The sequence below is a fragment of the Archangium violaceum genome (assembly GCF_016859125.1).
GTDB classification, from domain to species: Bacteria; Myxococcota; Myxococcia; order Myxococcales; family Myxococcaceae; genus Archangium; species Archangium violaceum_A.
This window is the reverse complement of record NZ_CP069338.1, coordinates 3,675,974-3,693,591: the sequence shown is the minus strand read 5'-3', so window position 1 is coordinate 3,693,591 and position 17,618 is coordinate 3,675,974. Positions and strand designations below refer to the sequence as shown.

Below are 17,618 nucleotides of genomic sequence, written 5' to 3'. Positions count from 1 at the left end.
AGTGTGACGAGAACCCCATGCTCAAGGTGGCCCAGGCACAACTGCACAGCATGGTGCTGAACCAGCGCGAGCTACTGGTCCGGGATATCGAAGAGCATCTCGCGGAGTATCGCCCCGACATCGTGCTCATTCATCCACGCCCCTACCTCCTCCAGTTGATCAATGACAGCATCGATCTCGCCTCACGGTTCAGGATCGATGATGTCTTTTCGATGCGCCTCTTCGTCAGGCTTCGCTGGGACATCGCACCTGGGTTCTACAGACAACCGCAGATCGCCCGCGTCCTGTCATGGGGGGAACGCACGGCCGAAGACCGGTTCAAGGAGCTCGCGACCGAGCGCTATGCCCAGGCCTGGGAAGACGCGCAGAAGTTCAACGCTCCACATGAGTGGAGCACATAGCACGGGGGGCTCGACGCATGACCGAGGCCTACAATGATGCCCTCTCCGAACAGTTGCGCCAGAATGTCTGGGAACGTTTCAAGAGCGAAGCCGCGAACATGTCCGCGCTCGAGAAGGCCTCCGTTTCCGCGGACATCATCGGTATCTTCGATCCAACCCCCACGAGCGATGCCGTGGGCTTCGTGCTTTCCGCGGCCCAGGGCGATGCCCTGGGGGCACTTCTGTCCCTAGGGGGAATGGTGCCCTATGTAGGCGATGCCCTGGCCAAACCCATCAAGATCGCCAAGTACGCCCCCCGGACGGCCAAGGCATTGGAGGCGATGCTGAAGGCGGGCGACAACCTCGCGAAGGCGAGTGCTCAAGCCTTGAAGCAAAGGGGCCTCAGCCTCGAGCAGGTGGCCGCTGCGCGCAAGAAGGCCCTGGAGCGTGTTCAGCAGGCCATGCAGGATGCCAAGAAGAAGACCCCTGGCTGCGAGGACTGCAAGAAGCTCAAGGGAGACAAAGGCGAGAATCGCCGTCGCCACATGCCCAAGAGCGGCGAGAACGGCAGATGGCGTACCCCCGATGGCAAGCAACCGGCGGACGGAAATGGAATCTTCGAGTTCACCGAGCCCAAGAAGCTACCTGACGGGACCGAGGTCAAGCAGCTCGAGTTCCGGGATGGAGCACCGAACTTCGACAAGTATGTCGAAGGTGGAAAACACAACCTCTGGGAGGTCAGCGGAGACGCGAAAATCGATGGCGATCGACTCAAGGCCATGATGCGTGAGAACAACCCGGCGTGGGAGCCCCCGTCCAGCAAGGACTATGTCCTGCACCATTTCGAGAGTGGTGAGGTGGGCTACGTCCCTCGCGCCCTCCATGATGTGCAAGCGGGAGGGGTCGCGCATACGGGCGGAAACTCGATGGTGAACAACGAACTCTTCTGAAGCAAGGTCAGTATGTTCCAGATACCAGAAGCCATGCAGTCCCATTGGAACAAGCGCGGCTATCCCAAGGCAACGGCCGCTGACATCACCCGGCTCGAAGCCAGATTCGGTTTGTCTCTTCCAGCTCCCTATGTGGAGTTCGTGACCCGGTTTGGCTTCGTCGTCTTCGACGACGTTCCGGGGATGCGCTGCCTGTTCGATTACACCATCGCCTTTCCCGACCGGAAGGAGCTCCGCCAGGGCGATATCGCGTTCCTGTTCGAACCCGACAGGATCATCAAGGCCCACCACATCTGCACCACGAAGCAAGCCGAGGATGAGGAGGACGAGGACTTTCCCAAGTTCCCCGCGAACTTCCTGCCGGTAGGCAACGACGCGGGGCAGGGAATGCTCCTGCTGGAGATGGGAGAACACCCAGGCCGCATCTGGTACTGGACTGCAAAGGAATGGGCTTGGGGTACGGAGGACAATACCTGGTTGGGTTTCGTCGCCGAGGATTTCCAGGCATTCATCGATGGGCTCCGGTCATGAGCCGGTACAACGAAGCACGGACATGAGCTGACCTCATGGTACACGTCTACGAGAAGCTCCAGGCGGTCGAATTCGACCGCCTGCCCGGACGAGTCCAGAAGGCCTATCTGGCGCCGCCTGTCCTCTCGGCGCCCGTCGCGCCGCTCGGAGAGGGATTCCAGCTGTCATTGCCCACGAGCCTCGATCTTCCCGCTCCGCGGGCCCTGGTTCCCAAGCTGGGAATCAAGAGCTGGCGTGACGCAGGGGCGCTGGGAGTCATCTACGAAGGCGTGAACATCCGTGAGGTGGTGGAGCGGTTGCTCAAATGCCCCACCAGGCCCCAACGCCTCGCCGCGCGCGCCTGGCTCGAGACCGGTCTGCCCTTGCGGCTACACCTGTCACCGTACGTGGACTATTCCGAGGTCAGCGAGGTGCGATTCCTCGCCAACCCAAGGGAATGCCGCCGCCTCAGCTCCTGTCTGCGCGGCCAGTCGGCACAGAGCTTCGCGGCGGCCCTGCCCCAGCTGACAGCCTTCGCCGAAGAGCTCGCCACGCACCTGCCGCAGCGCAGCCACCTGCTCGAGATCGCCTATCTTTCCCCCGGCGAGTTCTGGCTCGTGGAGGTGAACCCCGGCTTGACGCCGCAAGACCTCGCCATCCTCGAACGTTGAGACGAGGGGTGATGAACCCGGTGGCCCATCACCGCCCCGATACCCGACAACCGAACCTGGGAATCAGGGCTTCGCGGTCCGCTCCTCCTCGGGCAGGAGCTTGCGCAGCTCCTCCGCCATCTTCCCGAGCTGCAGCGCCGTGGCCGCCACGTCCGTGCCCATCTGCGCGTACGTGTCCACCAGCTCCAGCAACGTCGCGCAGCCCTGGGAGATGTGCGTCGTCTGCTCCGCCTGACGCTCCGCCTCTCCCGAGCTCTTCTCCATCAGCTTCTGGTTCTGCAACACGATTTCGCGGATGGAGCGCAGCGTCGTGCGCGCCGACTCCAGCACCGGGGTGAAGCGCTCCGTCGTCTCGCGGATGTGCCCCACCGCCTGCAGCGTGTCCGTCATCTGCCGCGTCACCCCGCCCACCACCTCGCCAATCCGCGCCGAGCTGCGCCCCGACTCCTCGGCCAGCTTGCCCACTTCCTTCGCCACCACAGCGAAGCCCCGCCCGTGGTCCCCCGCTCGCGCCGCTTCGATTCCCGCGTTGAGCGCCAGCATGTTCGTCGCCGCCGCCATCTCCTGGATGGTCTCCACGAAGCCGTGGATGCGCTCGGAGCTCTCCTCCAGCTTCTGCACGCTCTGCGCGCTGCGCCCCACCGCCTGGCCAATCGCCGACAGGCTCGTCTCCATCCCGCTGATGAGCGTGTCCACCTCGCCCGTGTAGCGCTGCGCCTCCTCGGCCTGCGTGGCGCTCGCCCGCGAGTGCCGGAACAGCGCCCCCGCCGCGCTCGCCATCTGCTCGCTCGCCGTGGCGATCCGCAGCGCCGCCGTGCGCACGTGCGACGCCTGCTGCGACATCTCCGCGATGGTCGACGAGAGCACCTGCGCCGAGCCCGCCAGCGTCCGCCCCGTCTCCACCACCTTGCCCCGCGACGCCTCCAGCTCGCGCAGCGCGCGCAGCATGTCCCGCCTCAAGTGGAACTGCCGCCGGTGCCCGCTGTGCAACGCCTCCAGCAGGAAGCCCACCGCCAACGTCCCCAGCAGCAGGGTGATGTCCATCATCACCATGCTCGCCAGCGACGCGCTCGACAGCCACGCGTCGAACACCAGGTGCGCCAACGCCAGCAGCCCGTAGAAGCCGAAGCGCGCCCACCGGCCCACCGGCAGCACCGACGGCCCCGTGAGCACGTTCAGGAACACCATCACCGCGTGGTAGCCCGAGCCCGCCGTCCCAATCTGGTAGAAGGTCCACTCGTTGCCGATGGCGTACAGCGCCGTGGCCCAGAACATCACCCTGGGCAGCGCCGTCAGGCTCAACAGCCCCCGCGACGTCCACACCACCAGCGGCACCAGCATCCAGGGCAGCCGCGCCAGCGCGAGCTCGCCCAGGTGCATCTCGCCCCCCTTCACCGCCATCACGTACAGCAGGTCCAAGCCAAACAGCACCGGCGAGGCCACCAGCGCGATGATCGCCAACTGGCGCAGCCGGACCGGCCCGCGCGTCAACAGGTGCTCGTGGTAGTTCTCCTGGACTGCGGGAGAGCGGAGGAAGATGTCCATGTGCGCGACCACGGCCCAGGGGACCCGCCCCCAGCCCGTCCGCGCACGGTATCAGACACCGCGCATCCCCCAATGATGGCGTTGGCCCGCCCGCCTGCTTCCCCCGGACTCGCAGTCACCTCTCCCTACACGACGGGCAGATCCCGCTGCGCCGGACCCGGGGGAAAGGCGGCGTCCAGCCGGGCCAGCTCCTCCGCCGTCAGCCGCATCCGGGCCGCCGCCGCGTTGTCTCGGGTGTGCGCCTCGTGGCTGGCCTTGGGGATGGTGAAGAGCGGGCGCTTCCTCGACAGGAAGGCGAGCGCCACCTGACGCGGCGTGGCCCCGTGCGCCCGCGCCACCTCCGCAAGCACCCGCCCGTCCGCGCTGTCGGGCTCCGGGAAGTCGCCGCTGCCGAACGGGCTGTAGCCCACCAGCGCCACCCCGTGCCGCTCGCACCACGGCAGCACCCGGTGCTCGATGTACCGCTCCCTCAAGTGGTAGAGCACCTGGTTGCACGCGATGCGTCCCGGCCCGGCGATGGCCAGCGCCTCCTCCAGGTCGTCCACGTCGAAGTTGCTCACCCCCCAGGAGCGGATCTTCCCATCCGTCCGCAGCCGCTCGAAGGCGCGCAGGGTGTCCTCCAGCGGGTGCGGCCCCGGCCAGTGCAGCAGGTAGCAGTCCAGCCAATCCGTCCCCAGCCGCTTCAAGCTGCGCTCGCAGGCCTGGAGGGTGCCCTCGTAGGTGGCGTTGTTGGGCATCACCTTGGACACCAGGAACACCTCGTGGCGCCGCCCGGCGAGCGCCTCGGCCACCAGTTCCTCCACCTCGCCGTAGCCGTACAGCTCCGCCGTGTCCACGTGCGTCAACCCCAGGTCCAACCCCACCTGGAGCGCCCGGATGGCACCCGCCCGGTCATCCTCTTCCATCTGCCAGGTGCCCTGCCCGAGCACCGGCACCGCTACCCCCGTGGAACCGAAGACGTGCTTCTCCATGTGTCTCCCTCGCGCACCCAGGCTCGCAGGTCATTCCTCCGCCCGGTATGCCGGCCTGGCTCCCGGCGTTCCCTGGCCCACACTCGCCCTTCAAGAGAGCCAACCCCTACTACCCCCCAACCGTTACCGCCCGGGTTTGACGGAATAGGTGCCCGTCCTCGGGTCCACGGACACCCGGGGCGGACGCCGCGTCTCCTCGAAGAGGCGCCAGCCCGGCTCCAGAGCGCGCCAGAAGGCGAGGAGCTCCGGCGTGGCCCTCGGGTGCTTCTCCAGCGCGGCCAGGCCCCGCGCGTCCAGCCGGCTGGGGAAGATGTGGATGGGCACGTCCCGCTTCATCCGCGCCCGCGCCTCCCACACCATCAGGTACAGCTCCTCGATGGGACCGTCCTGGAGGGCGATGCAGCCGATGCTCACGCAGTCGCCATGGATGTAGATGTTACCGCCCAGCGGCGGCGGGCCCCGCTTCTGGTCCGCGGCGTTCGGGTAGCTCACGCGCAGGGACAGGTGGAACTGGCTGCGCGGGTTGAACCGGTCCAGCGTGTAGAAGCCCTCGGGGACCTGTGCATCCCCCTCGCGCCGCTTGGGGCCCACGTCCCCCGAGGCCGCGCAGAAGGGGAACGTCCTCACCTTGCGCAGGGGCCGGCCCCTCTCGCCCGCCCAGACCTCCAGCTCCCGCTCCTGCTTGAAGGCCCGGACATAGAGCTCGCCGGGCGGCCAGGAGACACCCGCCGCCGCGAAGGTGTCCGCCACCACGCGCTCCTTCGCCCGGCGCGCCTCCGCCACCCTGTCCTGTGCCCGGACCGTGAACGCCGCCAGCAATCCCCAGAGGAAGAGCAGTCTCGTCATGCCCCCGTGGACGCCCCGGCGCCCTTCGCCGTTCCCTCTCACCGGCCTCCCGAGCGACCCGCGCCCGTGGTGGTGAACCAGGCCGGCCCGGCCACGTCCTCCCGATCCACACGCGAGGGACGGAAGGGAGACTCGTTGCCCGAGGACTCCTCCCTCATCCCGCCCGCCTCCATGCCGCCCGTCTCCAGGACGATGTGCAACAGCCCCGCCAGCAGCCCCAACAGGGCCGTGGCCGCCAGCGTCAGCTTCACCTTCCGCCGCCACGTCTGGATGGGCTCGCGGTGGTAGCGCGTCATGCCCCGGCGGAGCCGCTCCTTCTGGAGATCGATGACCATTCCTGGCTCGTTGGAGGGCATGCGTGCGTCCGTGGGTTCGTCGACATTCTAGCCCATGCCCTACCGTCCGGAACAAGCGCGGGGACCCCGGAACACGATGGCTCCTGGCGCATCCAAACCCACTCCTGATGAACCTCGACCTGTTTCCCCCAGAAGCACCGGCCTCCGGTCCACTTGACCGGCTGCTGAAGGTGTCCCGCATCTACCTGGAGCCCGACGTCGAGCGCTTCACGCGCGGTCGCGACATCCTCGCGCGCTTCCCCGACGCCGAGCGCGTGGAGGTGCGCTCCCACTGGAACATCCCCGGCCTCTTCGGCAACGAGGGCAACGCCGAGGCGTGGAACCGCATCAAGGGCAGCACCCTCGTACTGGGTGTGAAGAAGTCCATGAGCTTCGAGGCGAATGGACGCAGCGCCGACTTCATCCCCCCCTCGGCGGCCAACGGCTGCGTCATGAGCTGCGCCTACTGCTACGTGCCGCGACACAAGGGGTACGCCAACCCCGTCACCGTCTTCGTCAACATCGAGCAGCTAACGGCCGCCATCCGCCGCCACGCCGGGAAGCTCGGGCCCAAGACGGAGCCCAACACGGTGGACCCGCGCTACTGGGTGTATGACATCGGCTGCAACAGCGACTGCTCGGCCGACGCGGGCCTCAGTGACAACGTGAGGGACCTGGTGCGGCTCTTCACCACGCTGCCCAACGCCATGGGCTCGTTCGCCACCAAGCTGGTGAACCGCGAGCTGCTCGCGTACGCGCCCCGGGGCAAGACGCGCATCCGCTTCAGCCTCATGCCACACACGAAGGCGAAGCTGCTCGACGTGCGCACCAGCCCCATCGCCGAGCGCATCGCCGCCATCGACGACTTCGTGGCCGCCGGCTACGAGGTGCACCTCAACTTCTCGCCCGTGGTCGTCACCGACGGCTGGCAGGCCGAGTACGACGCGCTCTTCCAGCAGGTGGATGACGGCATCGGCGACAAGGCGAAGGAGCAGCTCGCCGCCGAGGTCATCTTCCTCACCCACAACGAGCGCCTGCACGAGGTGAACCTGCGCTGGCACCCCAAGGCCGAGGAGCTGCTGTGGCGGCCGGACCTCCAGGAGGCCAAGGTGTCCCAGGGCGGCGGCGCCAACGTGCGCTACCGCACGGGCTTCAAGGGCAGGCTCGTCGAGGAGTTCAAGCAGCTGCTCGCCCGGCGCATGCCGTACTGCCGCGTGCGCTATGCGTTCTGAGGGACGCTGTCGGGCCCCCCATCCCCTCACCCCGGCCCTCTCCCAGGGGGAGAGGGGGTGTAGGTAAGCTCCCGGGCCATGCTCTACGAAGCGCTGGAGGCCCAGGCCCGCGAGCGGCTCCCACAGGTCGTGTTCGACTACTTCGCCGGCGGCTCCGGCGATGAGGCCACCCTCGCCGACAACTCCGCCGCCTGGGCCCGCCTCCGCCTCCGTCCTCGCGTCCTGCGCGACGTGTCCTCCGTCGACACCTCCACCGAGCTCCTGGGCTCGATGCTCTCCTCCCCCGTCCTCGTCGCCCCCACCGCCTTCCACTCGCTCGCCCACCCCGACGCCGAGCTCGCCACCGCCCAGGGCACCCGTGAGGCAGGCTCCCTCCTCGTCCTCTCCTCGCGCTCCTCGCGCCGCATCGAGGACGTCGCCTCCCTCGCCGGGCCCTGGTGGTTCCAGGTCTACGTCTTCCGGGACCGCGGCCTCACCCGCTCCCTCGTTCAACGCGCCGCCGCCGCCGGAGCCCGCGCCCTCGTCCTCACCGCCGACACCCCCTACGTCGGCCGCAAGCGCCGCAACCGCGGTGACTCCTCCCTCCCCCTCGCCGACGAGGACTTCCTCGCCAACCTCGAGGGCCTCGCCCACCGCGCGCTCGCCGAGCAGGCCCCCGACGTCACCTTCGCCGACATCTCCCGCCTGCGCGAGGACTCCGGCCTGCCCGTGCTCGTCAAGGGTGTGCTGCGCGCCGATGACGCTCTCGAGTGCCTCCACCACGGCGCCTCCGGCCTCATCGTCTCCAACCACGGCGGGCGGCAGCTCGACGGCGCCCTCGCCACCGCCGACGCACTCCCCGAGGTCGTCTCCGCCACCGCCGGCCGCGCTCCCGTGCTCGTCGATGGCGGCGTGCGCTCCGGACGCGACGTGCTGCGCGCCCTGGCCCTCGGGGCCCGCGCCGTGCTCCTCGGCAGGCCCGTGTTGTGGGGACTGGCCACCGGTGGCGCCGGCGGCGTGCGTCAGGTGCTCGAGGCGCTGCGCGAGGACACCGCCCACACGCTCGCGCTCGCCGGCCTGTCCCGCGTCTCCTCCGTGGGCCCGGACGTGCTCGCCCCGCCCCGCGCGCCCTGAGCGCGCTTCACGGCTCCCAGGACACGTCGTACTCGCTGGACAGCGAGCCCGTCAGCCTCCCGGTGATGCACAGCGAGCGCGCCCCCGCCTTCTTCAGGTGCGCTTCCAGCGAGCCCTCCACATACGAGCGCGGCAGGAAGTCCCGCTCGAAGATGATGCGGCAGCGCGTGTGCCCCAACCACACCACCGAGAGCCCACCGCCCGTCGGCATCATCAGCTTGTAGGCCATGGGCAGGTTCTCCAGCACCCGCCGCGGCGTGCCCGTGAAGAGCACATGGATGGTGTTGCCCAACAGGCTCCCCAGGAACGCCGACGTCACCAGGTTCCCCAACATCCGCATCGCCCCGTCGAAGCCTCCGGCCGACCCGCCCAGCAGCCACGCCGCCCGCCTCAGCACCCGCAGGAAGTCCTTCGTCGGGTAGGCGAAGAAGTCCACGAAGGCGCGCGCCCCACCGCACTCCTCCAGGCAGACCGCCATCGCCGCCACGCCCTTCATCGCCAGGACGGCCTCCTGGGTGCTGCGGAAGAACACACCCCGCATGGTGTCCTCGGGCCCGGCCAGCGACAGCCTGAGCTCCAGCTCCCGCTCTCCCTCCGACGACATCACCGTGTGCCACTCTCCGCTGATCCCGCTCATCCCGTGCGCCCTCCCCATGCGGGTATCGCTCGACCCGCCCGTGCACCGGGGAAATCGGCTCCTGCGCGAATATTCCAGGAAATCCTGACACAACAGGGGCCCCAGGTAAAACGGCTCTCCGTGTGAGGAGACCCAGACCCTGAGACCCAATCCCCTCCCGCTCGGCCACAGGGCGGACGACCGAGCAGGGGGGCGCCCGCACATCCCACGCACGCCGTCACACAATCGTGACCATCTCGTGACATTTCAGTTGAATGGTCAACAGCTCTGCTCGGAGTCTCAGGCCGTCGGGGCGGAGCGGGCGCCTGGGGCGCGGGGAGAAGGGTCCTCGGGCGGATTGGGCGGGGAGGGCGAGAGGTTGGCCAGGGCCGCGCCGGAGAGGATGAGCGCGCCGCCCAACAGCAGGGAGGCATCCACGTGCTCGCCGAGCATCACCACGCCCAGCAGCACGGCCACGAGCGTGTCCAGCAGCGGCATGGCGCCGATGACGGCGAGCGGCACGCGCGACAGCAGCCAGAAGAGGAGCTGGTACGTGAGGGCCGTGGCGCCCACCGCCAGGTAGACGATGGCCAGCACGGCGCGAGGCGTCCAGTGGCCGGGCAGGTGGGACTCGAAGGCGAGGGAGGCGGCCAGCAGCAGCACGGAGCTGCTCAGCGTCTGCACGCATACGGAGAGGCTCGTGGGCACGTGCGCCAGCGAGCGCCGCACGAGCACATTGGCCACGGAGATGGAGAAGGTGGCCAGCAGCGAGAGCACGCACCCGGCCACCACCAGCCCGGAGAGGCTGAGCCCGCGCAGGTGCTCGTACTGGAGCGCGAGGATGCCGGCGAGCCCCAACCCCGCGGAGACGAGCTTGAGCGGGGTGAGCGGCTGATCCGGCAGCAGCAGGCGCCCCACCAGCAGCAACCACACCGCGTAGGTGGAGAAGAGCAGCGCGGACCAGCTCGACGGAATCCACTGCTGCGCGATGAAGAGCAGCCCGTACGGCAGGGCGATCTGCAACACCCCCACGCCCATCAGCATCCACGTGGTGCGCGCATCCGGCCGCGAGCGGCGCAGGCCACTGAAGGGCAGCAGCACCAGCCCCGCCAGCAACATGCGCGCGCCGGCGAAGCGCAGCGGGGGCAGATCCTGCAGCCCCACCTTCACCACGGCCCAGGTGGAGCCCCACAGGACGAAGCAGGCGGTATAGGCGAGCAGCAGACGGGCGCGAGACGCCGCGGGTAGGGACGACATGGGGCGCGCCACTACCATGCGCGCCGCCCCATCGCCACGCACCTCGGGTTCAGGGCCCGCGTTTCACGGCGTCCCGCTCACACTCACCCGCTCCTGCACCATCTGCATGCTGCCCATGGGTATCGTCACCTTCTCCGCCATGCCCTGGGCGTCCACGGAGAGGGTCATCTTGAGGGCGCCAATCTCCGCCGTCAGCTCGCGCGCACCGGCCTCCTTGCGCAGCACCTGGGGGATCGGCGCGGCCGGGCTGGCCGAGGGGCTGTAGACTTGAAGCGTCAGCTCCTTCTTCTTGCCCGAGAGCAGCTGCTCCCGCACCACGCGCGAGGAGCCCAGCTCACCGAGCAGCTCGTCGGGAGCGGTGAAGTTGCCACTGAGGTCCCTGCCATTGTGCTTGCCCTCGTAGTGGTACTCGCGGCCCTTCACCTGCTCCAGCGACATCTGGATGTCGAGCTCCCCGTTGGTGGCCCGGGCGTGGTCACGCGCCACCAGCCTGCCGTCCTTGTCGGACAGCTCCGTGGAGACGGTGTCCTGCACGGTCATCTCCTTCTGCGAGCGAGGGAAGAGGAAGCTCACCTCGAGCTCGGTGAGTCTCCCGCCGCCGGACGCATCGCGCGTGACACGCTTCTCGAAGCCCACCGGGTGGCCCTCCACGCGAATGACACTGAATTCGAAGTAGCGCGGGGCCTGCGGCCTCTCGGCGGCGCTCTTGAGCGACCCGGCCAGCCCACTGGAAATCCGCTGGAAGCTCTCCGAGTAGCCCATCTCGTCGTGCGTGCACACCAGCGGCACCTGATCATGGGTGTACACCATCATCTTGGCCAGGCCCGCCGCCTTGCCCCGCGGCGTGTCCGTCAGGTACAGCGCCTCCGCGAACACGGCCGGGCTGTCCCCGATGAGCCGCACGTCCGTGGTGCGCGCGCGCTGGATGTCCGTGCGCTGCCCCGCCATCTGCAACAACCGGTAGATGGCGCCGCCCGCGTCCAGCGGCTCCGAGTACACGAAGCACGTCATGGGGCTGCGCGTCCCGAGCGGCACGCTGAGCACGAGCACGCCCTGCTGCTCCTGGAAGGTGGGCGCGGCCTCGGCCTCCACCTCGGCGGTGAAGGAGCCATCCGGCGCGGACACCTGCTGCTTCGCGAGCGGCGCCAGCTCGCGCGTGGAGAGAGCCTCCAGGTCCGCCCTGGGCTCGGACGTGCTGGCCGGCTGGGCCGCGGGGGCGCCTTCAGCCGGGGCCTCCGTCTTGGAGGTAGAAGCCGTGGTGGCACAGCCAGTCAGCAGGCCCAGCAGCAGGGTCGTGCGCAACCGCATCGTCGATATCTCCGGAGCATGTCGGCGGGAGCCTTCATGGTCCCGACTCGCGCGGAACCCTAGCGGCCCGGCTCGGGGTGGTGCCAGTCGCCCGAGGCCCCCTCCTCCCCGCCCGGAGTGAAGCAGGCCGCTCGGCGTGCAGCCCACGCGGAAATGCACACGCGCCCGGGAATTCAGTGCCGCGCGAGCTCGATGTGCTGGCGGATCTCCTCCAGGTCCATCGACAGGCGCTCCTTCGTATGGCGCAGGGGCTCCTTGGGCAGCTTCGTCCAGCCGATGGCCGCGAAGAGGGCCGCGAGCACCAGGGCCCCCCCCGCGCCGATGAGCGCCCCCGCCCACAGAGGAAGCGCCAGCGCCGCCGCTCCCGCCACGAAGAGCATCGCCAGCGCCACCAGCGCGAAGGCCGCCCCTCCCCCGAGGAACACGCCCGAGATGCGCGCCGCGCGGACCTCCTGCGCGAGCTCCACCTTCGCGTGCAGCAGCTCCGCTTTCGCCAACAACCGTGCCTCGCTCATGGCCCGGCGGACGAGCTCGTTCGTCGACAGACCCTTCTCGGGCATCCTCCAGCTCTCCACGGCCTACCTCCTCTCGACCGCCGCGCGGCCTCGGCTCACGTCGCCCTCCGCCTCCACGCGGAGGCGAAGTCGAGGATGGCCAGCACCACCATGCCGATGGCCACCCCGAAGGTCAGCCAGAGGAACCAGCCCACCACGCCTCCCTGCGCCAGGGCCACCACCCACAGGCCCAGCAGCCCCAATCCCATCAGCAGGTAGAGAACCGGCATGGCTCAGCGTCCTCCCGAAACCCATTCCGTCCTCTCGAACGTGTGGCCCTGAACGATTCCCGGCAAGGCAGGGCAGCCGCACCGAGCCCGCCTGTCTGCGCAAGCACGGGAGGCCCGGGCCCTCCGGCCTGAATGGCTGATTGCCCTCCCAGGGAGCCCCCCCCGAGAACTGGTATCATTGCAAAATCAGTAAAACTCGACTATCCGGCCAGCAACGTCCATGTCTGCGTCTGGAGGGACGTCCCATCCGCACCGGCGGATGGCCACCGCGAAACGAGAGGGATTCCTGTATGAGCAATCGTCGATACGAAGCGCTGCGCAAGGGATACCGGCACCTGGCACTCGTTGGGACGGCCGCCACGCTCGTCGCATGTGGGGCGGGAAACAATGCATTCGAGACCCAATCGGACTCGATGCGGCAGGAGCTCGCCACCTGTTCGTATACGATTACGACGAACACCTACGATGGTCCGAACTATTGGGGGACGATCGTCTTCAAGAACACGGGCACGAGCGCCATGACGAGCCCGAAGATCGCCTTCAACGTCCCCAGCGGTGTGGTCTGTGACTACGACCACGAGGGCTGGACGCACACCCAGAGCGGCACGACCTGCACGTACTCGAGGACGTCGAGCCTGACGGTGGGCGTGAACGCCTCGTACACGTTCTACTACTCCACGACGTCCAACTCGTCGTTCACCGCGACCAACGTGCAGATCAGCGACCCCAGCTGCGGCACGGGCGGCAATGACGGTGGCACGGACGGCGGGACGGGAGGCAGCGACGGCGGGATGACGGCCAACCAGAAGAAGGTGGCCGAGGCCATCACGAGCATCTGGGAGAACGACACCCCCGTCATCGACTACGCCTACTCCGAGAACATCCACGACGGCCGAGGCTACACGAATGGCCGCGCGGGCTTCTGCACCGGCACGGGTGACGCCATCCAGGTCATCGAGTGCTACGTGAATCTCCGCAGCGCCAGCAATGGCAACCTGATGGCCAAGTACATGCCGGGGCTCATCACCATCAACAACCGCTTCCTCTCGACGGGCCAATCCCAGGCATCGACGTCCGAGCTGGACGTCATCGGCAATTGGACGGCGGATTGGGCCGCGAGCTACAACAACACCACCACCCGGGCGGACTTCAAGAGCTGCCAGGACCAGGTGAATGACCGCCTGTACTACTCGCCCATGCTCGCCACCGCGAAGAAGTGGGGGCTGACCACGGCGCTCACGAAGGCCGCGCTGTACGACGCGTTCATCAACCACGGCGAGTATGGCGCCAGGGAATTCATCCGCGCGGCCAACACCGCCCTCGGCAACTCCGGACAGGTCGCGCCGGTGATTGGCTATAACGGCATCACCGAGAGCGCCTGGCTGCAGAAGTTCCTCGAGAAGCGCCGCGACACGCTCGCCGCCGACTCGACGTGGATCGAGGCCATCGACCGCGTCGCCATCTACGAGAAGCTGCGCCGCCGGGGCAACTGGGACCTGTCCACCGCCGTCCGGAACGATGTCCGCGCCCGGGACTGCTGGGGCTCGTCCTACCCGTTCAGCGGCTACACCGTGCGCCAGATCAACCCGGATGGCACCTGGAGCACGCCGAGCTCGTACTCGTACTCGTGTAACTGAGACGGCTCGCCCCCCGGGCACCACGGCCTCTGGGGTGAAGGAGCTCCCGCGTTCACGCGCGGGAGCTCACACGGCCTCGCCCCCCACCGCCATCGTGCCCTCTCTCCTCTCTCCATTGGCCAAGGGCCATTGAGGTGGAATCCGACGACCCGTCGTGGCCGTGAGCACTCCAGAGCGCCGGTGTGAGTTGGCCGGCATGGCCAGCAACATGTCGTGCATCGACATCACCGCCACCACTTGCTGGCTGGTCGGCCGGGTGACGTCCGGCCTCACCGAGGCACGCCGCATCCGGCTCTTCCTCTCCTGAGCCTACCTGGTAGGCACAAGCCCCACTGTCTGCCCCACGTGGGCTCAGCTCCCGACCGCCTGGAGTGGAAAGCGCGATGGGGACTGGAATGGCTTTTCAATATCGTTTACCTGGCATACCGTTATTGAAGATAACGAATCCGGCGACGCGGTCCGCGCGTCAGGAACGGGACGGATGACCAGGAGCAACCCATCCTTCGACCATGCGCTGCGAGTGCTGCGGCTCATCCCCCGCCTCAATCGATGGGCCGTGGCGAGCGTGCAGGCGAACCAGCTGGGTGGAGAGCTGAGCCTGCGCCAGCTCACCGTGCTCTACGCCATCCGCGAGGGAGTCTCCTCGCCCAGGCATCTGGCGCGGCGGCTACGGGTCACTCCGGCCGTCATCACCGGACTGCTCGATCGCCTCGAGCGACACGGCTACGTGCGCCGCGAGGCAGATCCGGATGACCGGCGGCGGCTCCGCATGGTGCTGACCGAGGCCGGACTGACGGTGGGACAGCGGGTCCAACAGGCGCTGGCCAACGACCTGGCCGCTCAATTCGCGAGCGCCTCCCCCACGGAGCTGAAGGAGCTGGGCCGTGCGCTGGACCTCGTGGAGCGAGCGCTGATCGCGCTGGAGAACCGCACGCCCACGTCCCTGGAGTGTGACGAGGACGAGGAAGACACGAGGGACCCGCCCCCCGACGAGCGGAGCCCCGCGGTGCCGCGAGCCAAACGCGCCAAGACGGCGCAACGACGTGAGCCCCCCGCGAAGAGCGGCGGGAAGTGACACGAAGGACGGAGGACGCAATGACGACGAACCGAGTGGAAGCACAGAAGGAACCCGTGACGGCGGCACCGGAGCCGGGTGGCAGCTGCCCCATGAAGGCCCTCCGGGAGGCCCCGGCCGTGGACTCCGTGCTCCTGGACAGGGAGAGCCCCGAGTTCATGGCCAGGGCCCACGCCATCTATGCCGAGCTGCGGGACACGGCGCCCGTGGTGCGCTGCCCCTTCGGCCGCGGCCTCGCGGACGGAGCTCACCCGGTGGGCTCACAGGCTCGCGCCTCTGGCAAGGTACCTGGCCGCGACAGGCTCTTCGTGACCCGGTACGACGAGACGGTGGCCGCGCTGCTCGATGACCGGCTCTCGTCCGACTTCCGCTCGGCGATGACGCCGGAGCAGCGCGCGCGGGTGGAGTCGTCCATGCCGGAGGAGTTCCGGCCCGTCGCGTACAGCATCCTGATGCTCGACCCGCCCGACCACACGCGGCTGCGCAAGCTGGTCCAACCCAACTTCACCGCTCGCGCCATGGAGATGCTCCGGCCGCGCATCCAGAAGCTCGTCAATGACCTGCTCGACACCGCCGAGCGCAAGGCGGCCGAGCGCGGTGAGGCCGTGTCGGAGCGCCGGATGGACTTCGTCGAGTCCTTCGCGTATCCGCTGCCCGTCACGGTCATCAGCGACATGCTAGGCATCCCGATGGAGGATCGCGAGCAGGTCCATGGATGGGCGGAGATGCTCCTGAAGACCGACCGACAGGAGGCCATGGCGGATCAGAAGGTGAGGGGCAGCCTGCGGGCGTTCTCTCAGTATCTGGAAGGTCTGTTCGAGCGGAAGCGGCGTGAGCCGGCCGAGGACATGATCAGCCAGATGGTCCACGTCCAGGAGGACGGCGACACCCTCAGCCACCAGGAGATGGTGTCGATGGTGTTCATCCTGTTCTTCGCCGGGCACCTGACGACCGTCAACCTGATTGGCAACGGCGTCGTCGCGCTGCTCACCCACCCCGAGCAGCACGCCCTCTTCATGGCGAACCCCGCTGGCCTGGCCAAGGGGCTCGTCGAGGAGACGCTGCGCTACTGGGGACCGGTCGACTACATCAGCACGCCCCGCATCGCCCAGGCGGACCTCGAGCTGGGAGGGACGCACATCCCCAAGGGCGAGAACCTGTCGTTGGGTCTCGCCTCGGCCAATCGGGACCCGGCGCGCTTCGCCAATCCGGACGTGTTCGACATCACCCGGCCCGACGCCCACCGCAACATCGCCTTCGGCAAGGGCATCCACGTCTGCATCGGGGCGCCGCTGGCCCGCCTCGAGGCACAGATCGCCTTCGAGCTCCTCTTCCAGCGCTTCCCGAAGCTGCGGCTGGCCGTCCCCGCCGAGGAGATGAAGTGGGGCAGCGTCGCCAGCATGCGAGGCTTCAACCGGATTCCCGTCCTGTTCTAGGAGCCCCATGGCCCACGGTCCTGCTTCTGGAGCGCGTGGGCCATGAAGTCGCGGAACGCGCGGACCCTGGCGGGGAGCAACGGAGTGGCCGGATGCAGCAGGTACAAGGAGATCCTGATCGGACTGCCCTGATCGGACAACAGCCGCACCAGCCGCCCTTGCGAGAGATCCGCTTCGACCAGGGCCAGGGGCAGGATGGCGATCCCCACCCCCTCCAACGCCAGGGAGCGGAGGAACGCGCCATCCTGCACCACGACACTCGGCGTGAGGCGAACGGCGCTCGGCCCGCTCTCGCGACGCATCGTCAGGACGCGATGCGCCGGGAGCTCCGCCAGGCGGCGCGGACGGCCTTCTCGCTCGAGGTACGCCGGTGAGGCGACGAAGCCCATCTGCGCATCGAGCAGCCGAAGCGCGACCAGCGAGGAGTCTCGAAGGGACGAGGCCACGCGAAGAGCGATGTCCAGCTGGTTCGCATCGAAATCGAGCTCCCGGTCGGTCAGGAGCAGTTCCAGCGAGATGTCCCGGTGGGCCTCACAGAACCGCGCGAGCACCGGAGCGAGCACCGTATGGGCGAAGTCCGGCGGAGCGGTGACACGGAGCCGCCCGCGCGGGTGTCCCTGTGCTTCCTTGAGCGCATCCGTTGCGTCCTCGATCAGCTCGAGCGCACGTCCAACACGCTGCCGGTACAGGACCCCCTCCTCCGTGGGCCGCACGAGCCGGGGGCTGCGACGAACGAGGGGAACACCCAGGGCCGACTCCAAGCGGGAGAGCCTTCGGCTCACGGAGCCCTTGGTCTCACCCAGCTGCTTCGCCGCGGCGGTGATCGAGCCGTGGTCCACGACCAGACAGAAGGCACGCAGGTCCCACAGGTCGTCTGGCGTCGTTGCTGAAATGGCAACCTCGGGTTTCGTTTTCGATGTCTTGTTGCCCATTCGGGCACAGGGTACCTGAC

The 17,618-nt window shown here is 68.2% G+C and carries 19 protein-coding genes; 9 read left to right on the top strand and 10 right to left on the bottom strand.

Features of this window, described 5'->3' with window-relative positions; all coding sequences use genetic code 11:
* Positions 1 to 17: 17 nt before the first annotated feature.
* Genes JQX13_RS15860 through JQX13_RS15845 form a run of 4 tightly spaced genes read left to right on the top strand, consistent with a single transcriptional unit; the run spans position 18 to position 2,511 of the window.
* Entirely contained in the window at positions 18 to 401 is a 384-nt protein-coding gene (locus JQX13_RS15860) for a hypothetical protein (protein WP_203409850.1), read from the top strand.
* Between the two features lie 17 nt (positions 402 to 418).
* A complete protein-coding gene (locus tag JQX13_RS15855; RefSeq protein WP_203409849.1) occupies positions 419 to 1,330 on the top strand; it encodes a hypothetical protein in 912 nt (303 codons plus the stop codon).
* Positions 1,331 to 1,342: 12 nt separating this feature from the next.
* The gene (locus tag JQX13_RS15850; protein ID WP_203409848.1) at positions 1,343 to 1,861 is read left to right on the top strand and encodes an SMI1/KNR4 family protein; all 519 of its coding nucleotides are present in this window, start codon (positions 1,343 to 1,345) and stop codon (positions 1,859 to 1,861) included.
* Between the two features lie 35 nt (positions 1,862 to 1,896).
* Positions 1,897 to 2,511: a hypothetical protein gene (locus JQX13_RS15845; protein WP_203409847.1), complete on the top strand. Its 615-nt coding sequence runs from the start codon at positions 1,897 to 1,899 to the stop codon at positions 2,509 to 2,511.
* 63 nt (positions 2,512 to 2,574) lie between these two features.
* On the opposite strand, the gene JQX13_RS15840 is transcribed toward JQX13_RS15845, so the two are convergent.
* The 4 genes from JQX13_RS15840 to JQX13_RS15825 all read right to left on the bottom strand — a co-directional run bounded on the left by JQX13_RS15840 (position 2,575) and on the right by JQX13_RS15825 (position 6,208).
* Positions 2,575 to 4,056 carry a methyl-accepting chemotaxis protein gene (locus JQX13_RS15840; protein WP_203409846.1) on the bottom strand — a complete coding sequence of 494 codons (1,482 nt, stop codon included), beginning with the start codon at positions 4,054 to 4,056 and terminating at the stop codon, positions 2,575 to 2,577.
* A gap of 125 nt (positions 4,057 to 4,181) precedes the next feature.
* A complete protein-coding gene (locus tag JQX13_RS15835; RefSeq protein ID WP_203409845.1) occupies positions 4,182 to 5,027 on the bottom strand; it encodes an aldo/keto reductase in 846 nt (281 codons plus the stop codon).
* A 123-nt stretch (positions 5,028 to 5,150) separates the two neighbouring features.
* Entirely contained in the window at positions 5,151 to 5,873 is a 723-nt protein-coding gene (locus tag JQX13_RS15830) for a L,D-transpeptidase family protein (RefSeq protein WP_203409844.1), read from the bottom strand.
* Between the two features lie 38 nt (positions 5,874 to 5,911).
* Complete coding sequence (locus JQX13_RS15825) at positions 5,912 to 6,208, bottom strand: hypothetical protein (RefSeq protein WP_203409843.1); 297 nt, start codon at positions 6,206 to 6,208, stop codon at positions 5,912 to 5,914.
* Positions 6,209 to 6,336: 128 nt separating this feature from the next.
* Here JQX13_RS15825 and JQX13_RS15820 point away from each other — a divergent pair, with 128 nt between their 5' ends.
* Complete coding sequence (locus tag JQX13_RS15820) at positions 6,337 to 7,440, top strand: spore photoproduct lyase family protein (protein WP_203409842.1); 1,104 nt, start codon at positions 6,337 to 6,339, stop codon at positions 7,438 to 7,440.
* Positions 7,441 to 7,518: 78 nt separating this feature from the next.
* Positions 7,519 to 8,553 carry an alpha-hydroxy acid oxidase gene (locus JQX13_RS15815; RefSeq protein ID WP_203409841.1) on the top strand — a complete coding sequence of 345 codons (1,035 nt, stop codon included), beginning with the start codon at positions 7,519 to 7,521 and terminating at the stop codon, positions 8,551 to 8,553.
* Between the two features lie 7 nt (positions 8,554 to 8,560).
* Here the strand turns inward: JQX13_RS15815 and JQX13_RS15810 are convergent, their stop codons facing one another.
* The 5 genes from JQX13_RS15810 to JQX13_RS15790 all read right to left on the bottom strand — a co-directional run bounded on the left by JQX13_RS15810 (position 8,561) and on the right by JQX13_RS15790 (position 12,518).
* On the bottom strand, positions 8,561 to 9,190 hold the full coding sequence (locus tag JQX13_RS15810) for a TIGR02265 family protein (RefSeq protein ID WP_203409840.1): 630 nt from the start codon (positions 9,188 to 9,190) through the stop codon (positions 8,561 to 8,563).
* A gap of 279 nt (positions 9,191 to 9,469) precedes the next feature.
* Positions 9,470 to 10,426 (bottom strand): DMT family transporter, encoded by a 957-nt coding sequence (locus JQX13_RS15805; RefSeq protein ID WP_203409839.1) that lies wholly within the window; start codon positions 10,424 to 10,426, stop codon positions 9,470 to 9,472.
* A 63-nt stretch (positions 10,427 to 10,489) separates the two neighbouring features.
* The gene (locus JQX13_RS15800; protein ID WP_203409838.1) at positions 10,490 to 11,734 is read right to left on the bottom strand and encodes a hypothetical protein; all 1,245 of its coding nucleotides are present in this window, start codon (positions 11,732 to 11,734) and stop codon (positions 10,490 to 10,492) included.
* A 173-nt stretch (positions 11,735 to 11,907) separates the two neighbouring features.
* On the bottom strand, positions 11,908 to 12,294 hold the full coding sequence (locus tag JQX13_RS15795; protein WP_203409837.1) for a phage holin family protein: 387 nt from the start codon (positions 12,292 to 12,294) through the stop codon (positions 11,908 to 11,910).
* Positions 12,295 to 12,344: 50 nt separating this feature from the next.
* Positions 12,345 to 12,518, bottom strand: coding sequence for a hypothetical protein (locus tag JQX13_RS15790; RefSeq protein WP_203409836.1), 174 nt, complete (start codon positions 12,516 to 12,518; stop codon positions 12,345 to 12,347).
* 290 nt (positions 12,519 to 12,808) lie between these two features.
* On the opposite strand from JQX13_RS15790, the gene JQX13_RS15785 reads away from it, so the two are divergent.
* From JQX13_RS15785 to JQX13_RS15775, 3 genes are all read left to right on the top strand, one after another.
* The gene (locus JQX13_RS15785; protein ID WP_203409835.1) at positions 12,809 to 14,155 is read left to right on the top strand and encodes a chitosanase; all 1,347 of its coding nucleotides are present in this window, start codon (positions 12,809 to 12,811) and stop codon (positions 14,153 to 14,155) included.
* A 481-nt stretch (positions 14,156 to 14,636) separates the two neighbouring features.
* Positions 14,637 to 15,230 carry a MarR family winged helix-turn-helix transcriptional regulator gene (locus tag JQX13_RS15780; RefSeq protein WP_239014774.1) on the top strand — a complete coding sequence of 198 codons (594 nt, stop codon included), beginning with the start codon at positions 14,637 to 14,639 and terminating at the stop codon, positions 15,228 to 15,230.
* A gap of 20 nt (positions 15,231 to 15,250) precedes the next feature.
* The gene (locus JQX13_RS15775) at positions 15,251 to 16,666 is read left to right on the top strand and encodes a cytochrome P450 family protein (RefSeq protein WP_203409834.1); all 1,416 of its coding nucleotides are present in this window, start codon (positions 15,251 to 15,253) and stop codon (positions 16,664 to 16,666) included.
* On the opposite strand, the gene JQX13_RS15770 is transcribed toward JQX13_RS15775, so the two are convergent.
* A complete protein-coding gene (locus JQX13_RS15770; protein ID WP_203409833.1) occupies positions 16,663 to 17,598 on the bottom strand; it encodes a LysR family transcriptional regulator in 936 nt (311 codons plus the stop codon). The genes JQX13_RS15775 and JQX13_RS15770 overlap by 4 nt on opposite strands.
* Positions 17,599 to 17,618: the final 20 nt, after the last annotated feature.

What these genes read in the sequence shown, in the direction of transcription:
- JQX13_RS15860 (WP_203409850.1), top strand. Translation starts at nt 18, where the DNA reads ATGCTCAAGGTGGCCCAGGCACAACTGCACAGCATGGTGCTGAACCAG.
- JQX13_RS15855 (WP_203409849.1), top strand. Translation starts at nt 419, where the DNA reads ATGACCGAGGCCTACAATGATGCCCTCTCCGAACAGTTGCGCCAGAAT.
- JQX13_RS15850 (WP_203409848.1), top strand. Translation starts at nt 1,343, where the DNA reads ATGTTCCAGATACCAGAAGCCATGCAGTCCCATTGGAACAAGCGCGGC.
- JQX13_RS15845 (WP_203409847.1), top strand. Translation starts at nt 1,897, where the DNA reads ATGGTACACGTCTACGAGAAGCTCCAGGCGGTCGAATTCGACCGCCTG.
- JQX13_RS15840 (WP_203409846.1), bottom strand. Translation starts at nt 4,056, where the DNA reads ATGGACATCTTCCTCCGCTCTCCCGCAGTCCAGGAGAACTACCACGAG.
- JQX13_RS15835 (WP_203409845.1), bottom strand. Translation starts at nt 5,027, where the DNA reads ATGGAGAAGCACGTCTTCGGTTCCACGGGGGTAGCGGTGCCGGTGCTC.
- JQX13_RS15830 (WP_203409844.1), bottom strand. Translation starts at nt 5,873, where the DNA reads ATGACGAGACTGCTCTTCCTCTGGGGATTGCTGGCGGCGTTCACGGTC.
- JQX13_RS15825 (WP_203409843.1), bottom strand. Translation starts at nt 6,208, where the DNA reads ATGGTCATCGATCTCCAGAAGGAGCGGCTCCGCCGGGGCATGACGCGC.
- JQX13_RS15820 (WP_203409842.1), top strand. Translation starts at nt 6,337, where the DNA reads ATGAACCTCGACCTGTTTCCCCCAGAAGCACCGGCCTCCGGTCCACTT.
- JQX13_RS15815 (WP_203409841.1), top strand. Translation starts at nt 7,519, where the DNA reads ATGCTCTACGAAGCGCTGGAGGCCCAGGCCCGCGAGCGGCTCCCACAG.
- JQX13_RS15810 (WP_203409840.1), bottom strand. Translation starts at nt 9,190, where the DNA reads ATGAGCGGGATCAGCGGAGAGTGGCACACGGTGATGTCGTCGGAGGGA.
- JQX13_RS15805 (WP_203409839.1), bottom strand. Translation starts at nt 10,426, where the DNA reads ATGTCGTCCCTACCCGCGGCGTCTCGCGCCCGTCTGCTGCTCGCCTAT.
- JQX13_RS15800 (WP_203409838.1), bottom strand. Translation starts at nt 11,734, where the DNA reads ATGCGGTTGCGCACGACCCTGCTGCTGGGCCTGCTGACTGGCTGTGCC.
- JQX13_RS15795 (WP_203409837.1), bottom strand. Translation starts at nt 12,294, where the DNA reads ATGCCCGAGAAGGGTCTGTCGACGAACGAGCTCGTCCGCCGGGCCATG.
- JQX13_RS15790 (WP_203409836.1), bottom strand. Translation starts at nt 12,518, where the DNA reads ATGCCGGTTCTCTACCTGCTGATGGGATTGGGGCTGCTGGGCCTGTGG.
- JQX13_RS15785 (WP_203409835.1), top strand. Translation starts at nt 12,809, where the DNA reads ATGAGCAATCGTCGATACGAAGCGCTGCGCAAGGGATACCGGCACCTG.
- JQX13_RS15780 (WP_239014774.1), top strand. Translation starts at nt 14,637, where the DNA reads ATGACCAGGAGCAACCCATCCTTCGACCATGCGCTGCGAGTGCTGCGG.
- JQX13_RS15775 (WP_203409834.1), top strand. Translation starts at nt 15,251, where the DNA reads ATGACGACGAACCGAGTGGAAGCACAGAAGGAACCCGTGACGGCGGCA.
- JQX13_RS15770 (WP_203409833.1), bottom strand. Translation starts at nt 17,598, where the DNA reads ATGGGCAACAAGACATCGAAAACGAAACCCGAGGTTGCCATTTCAGCA.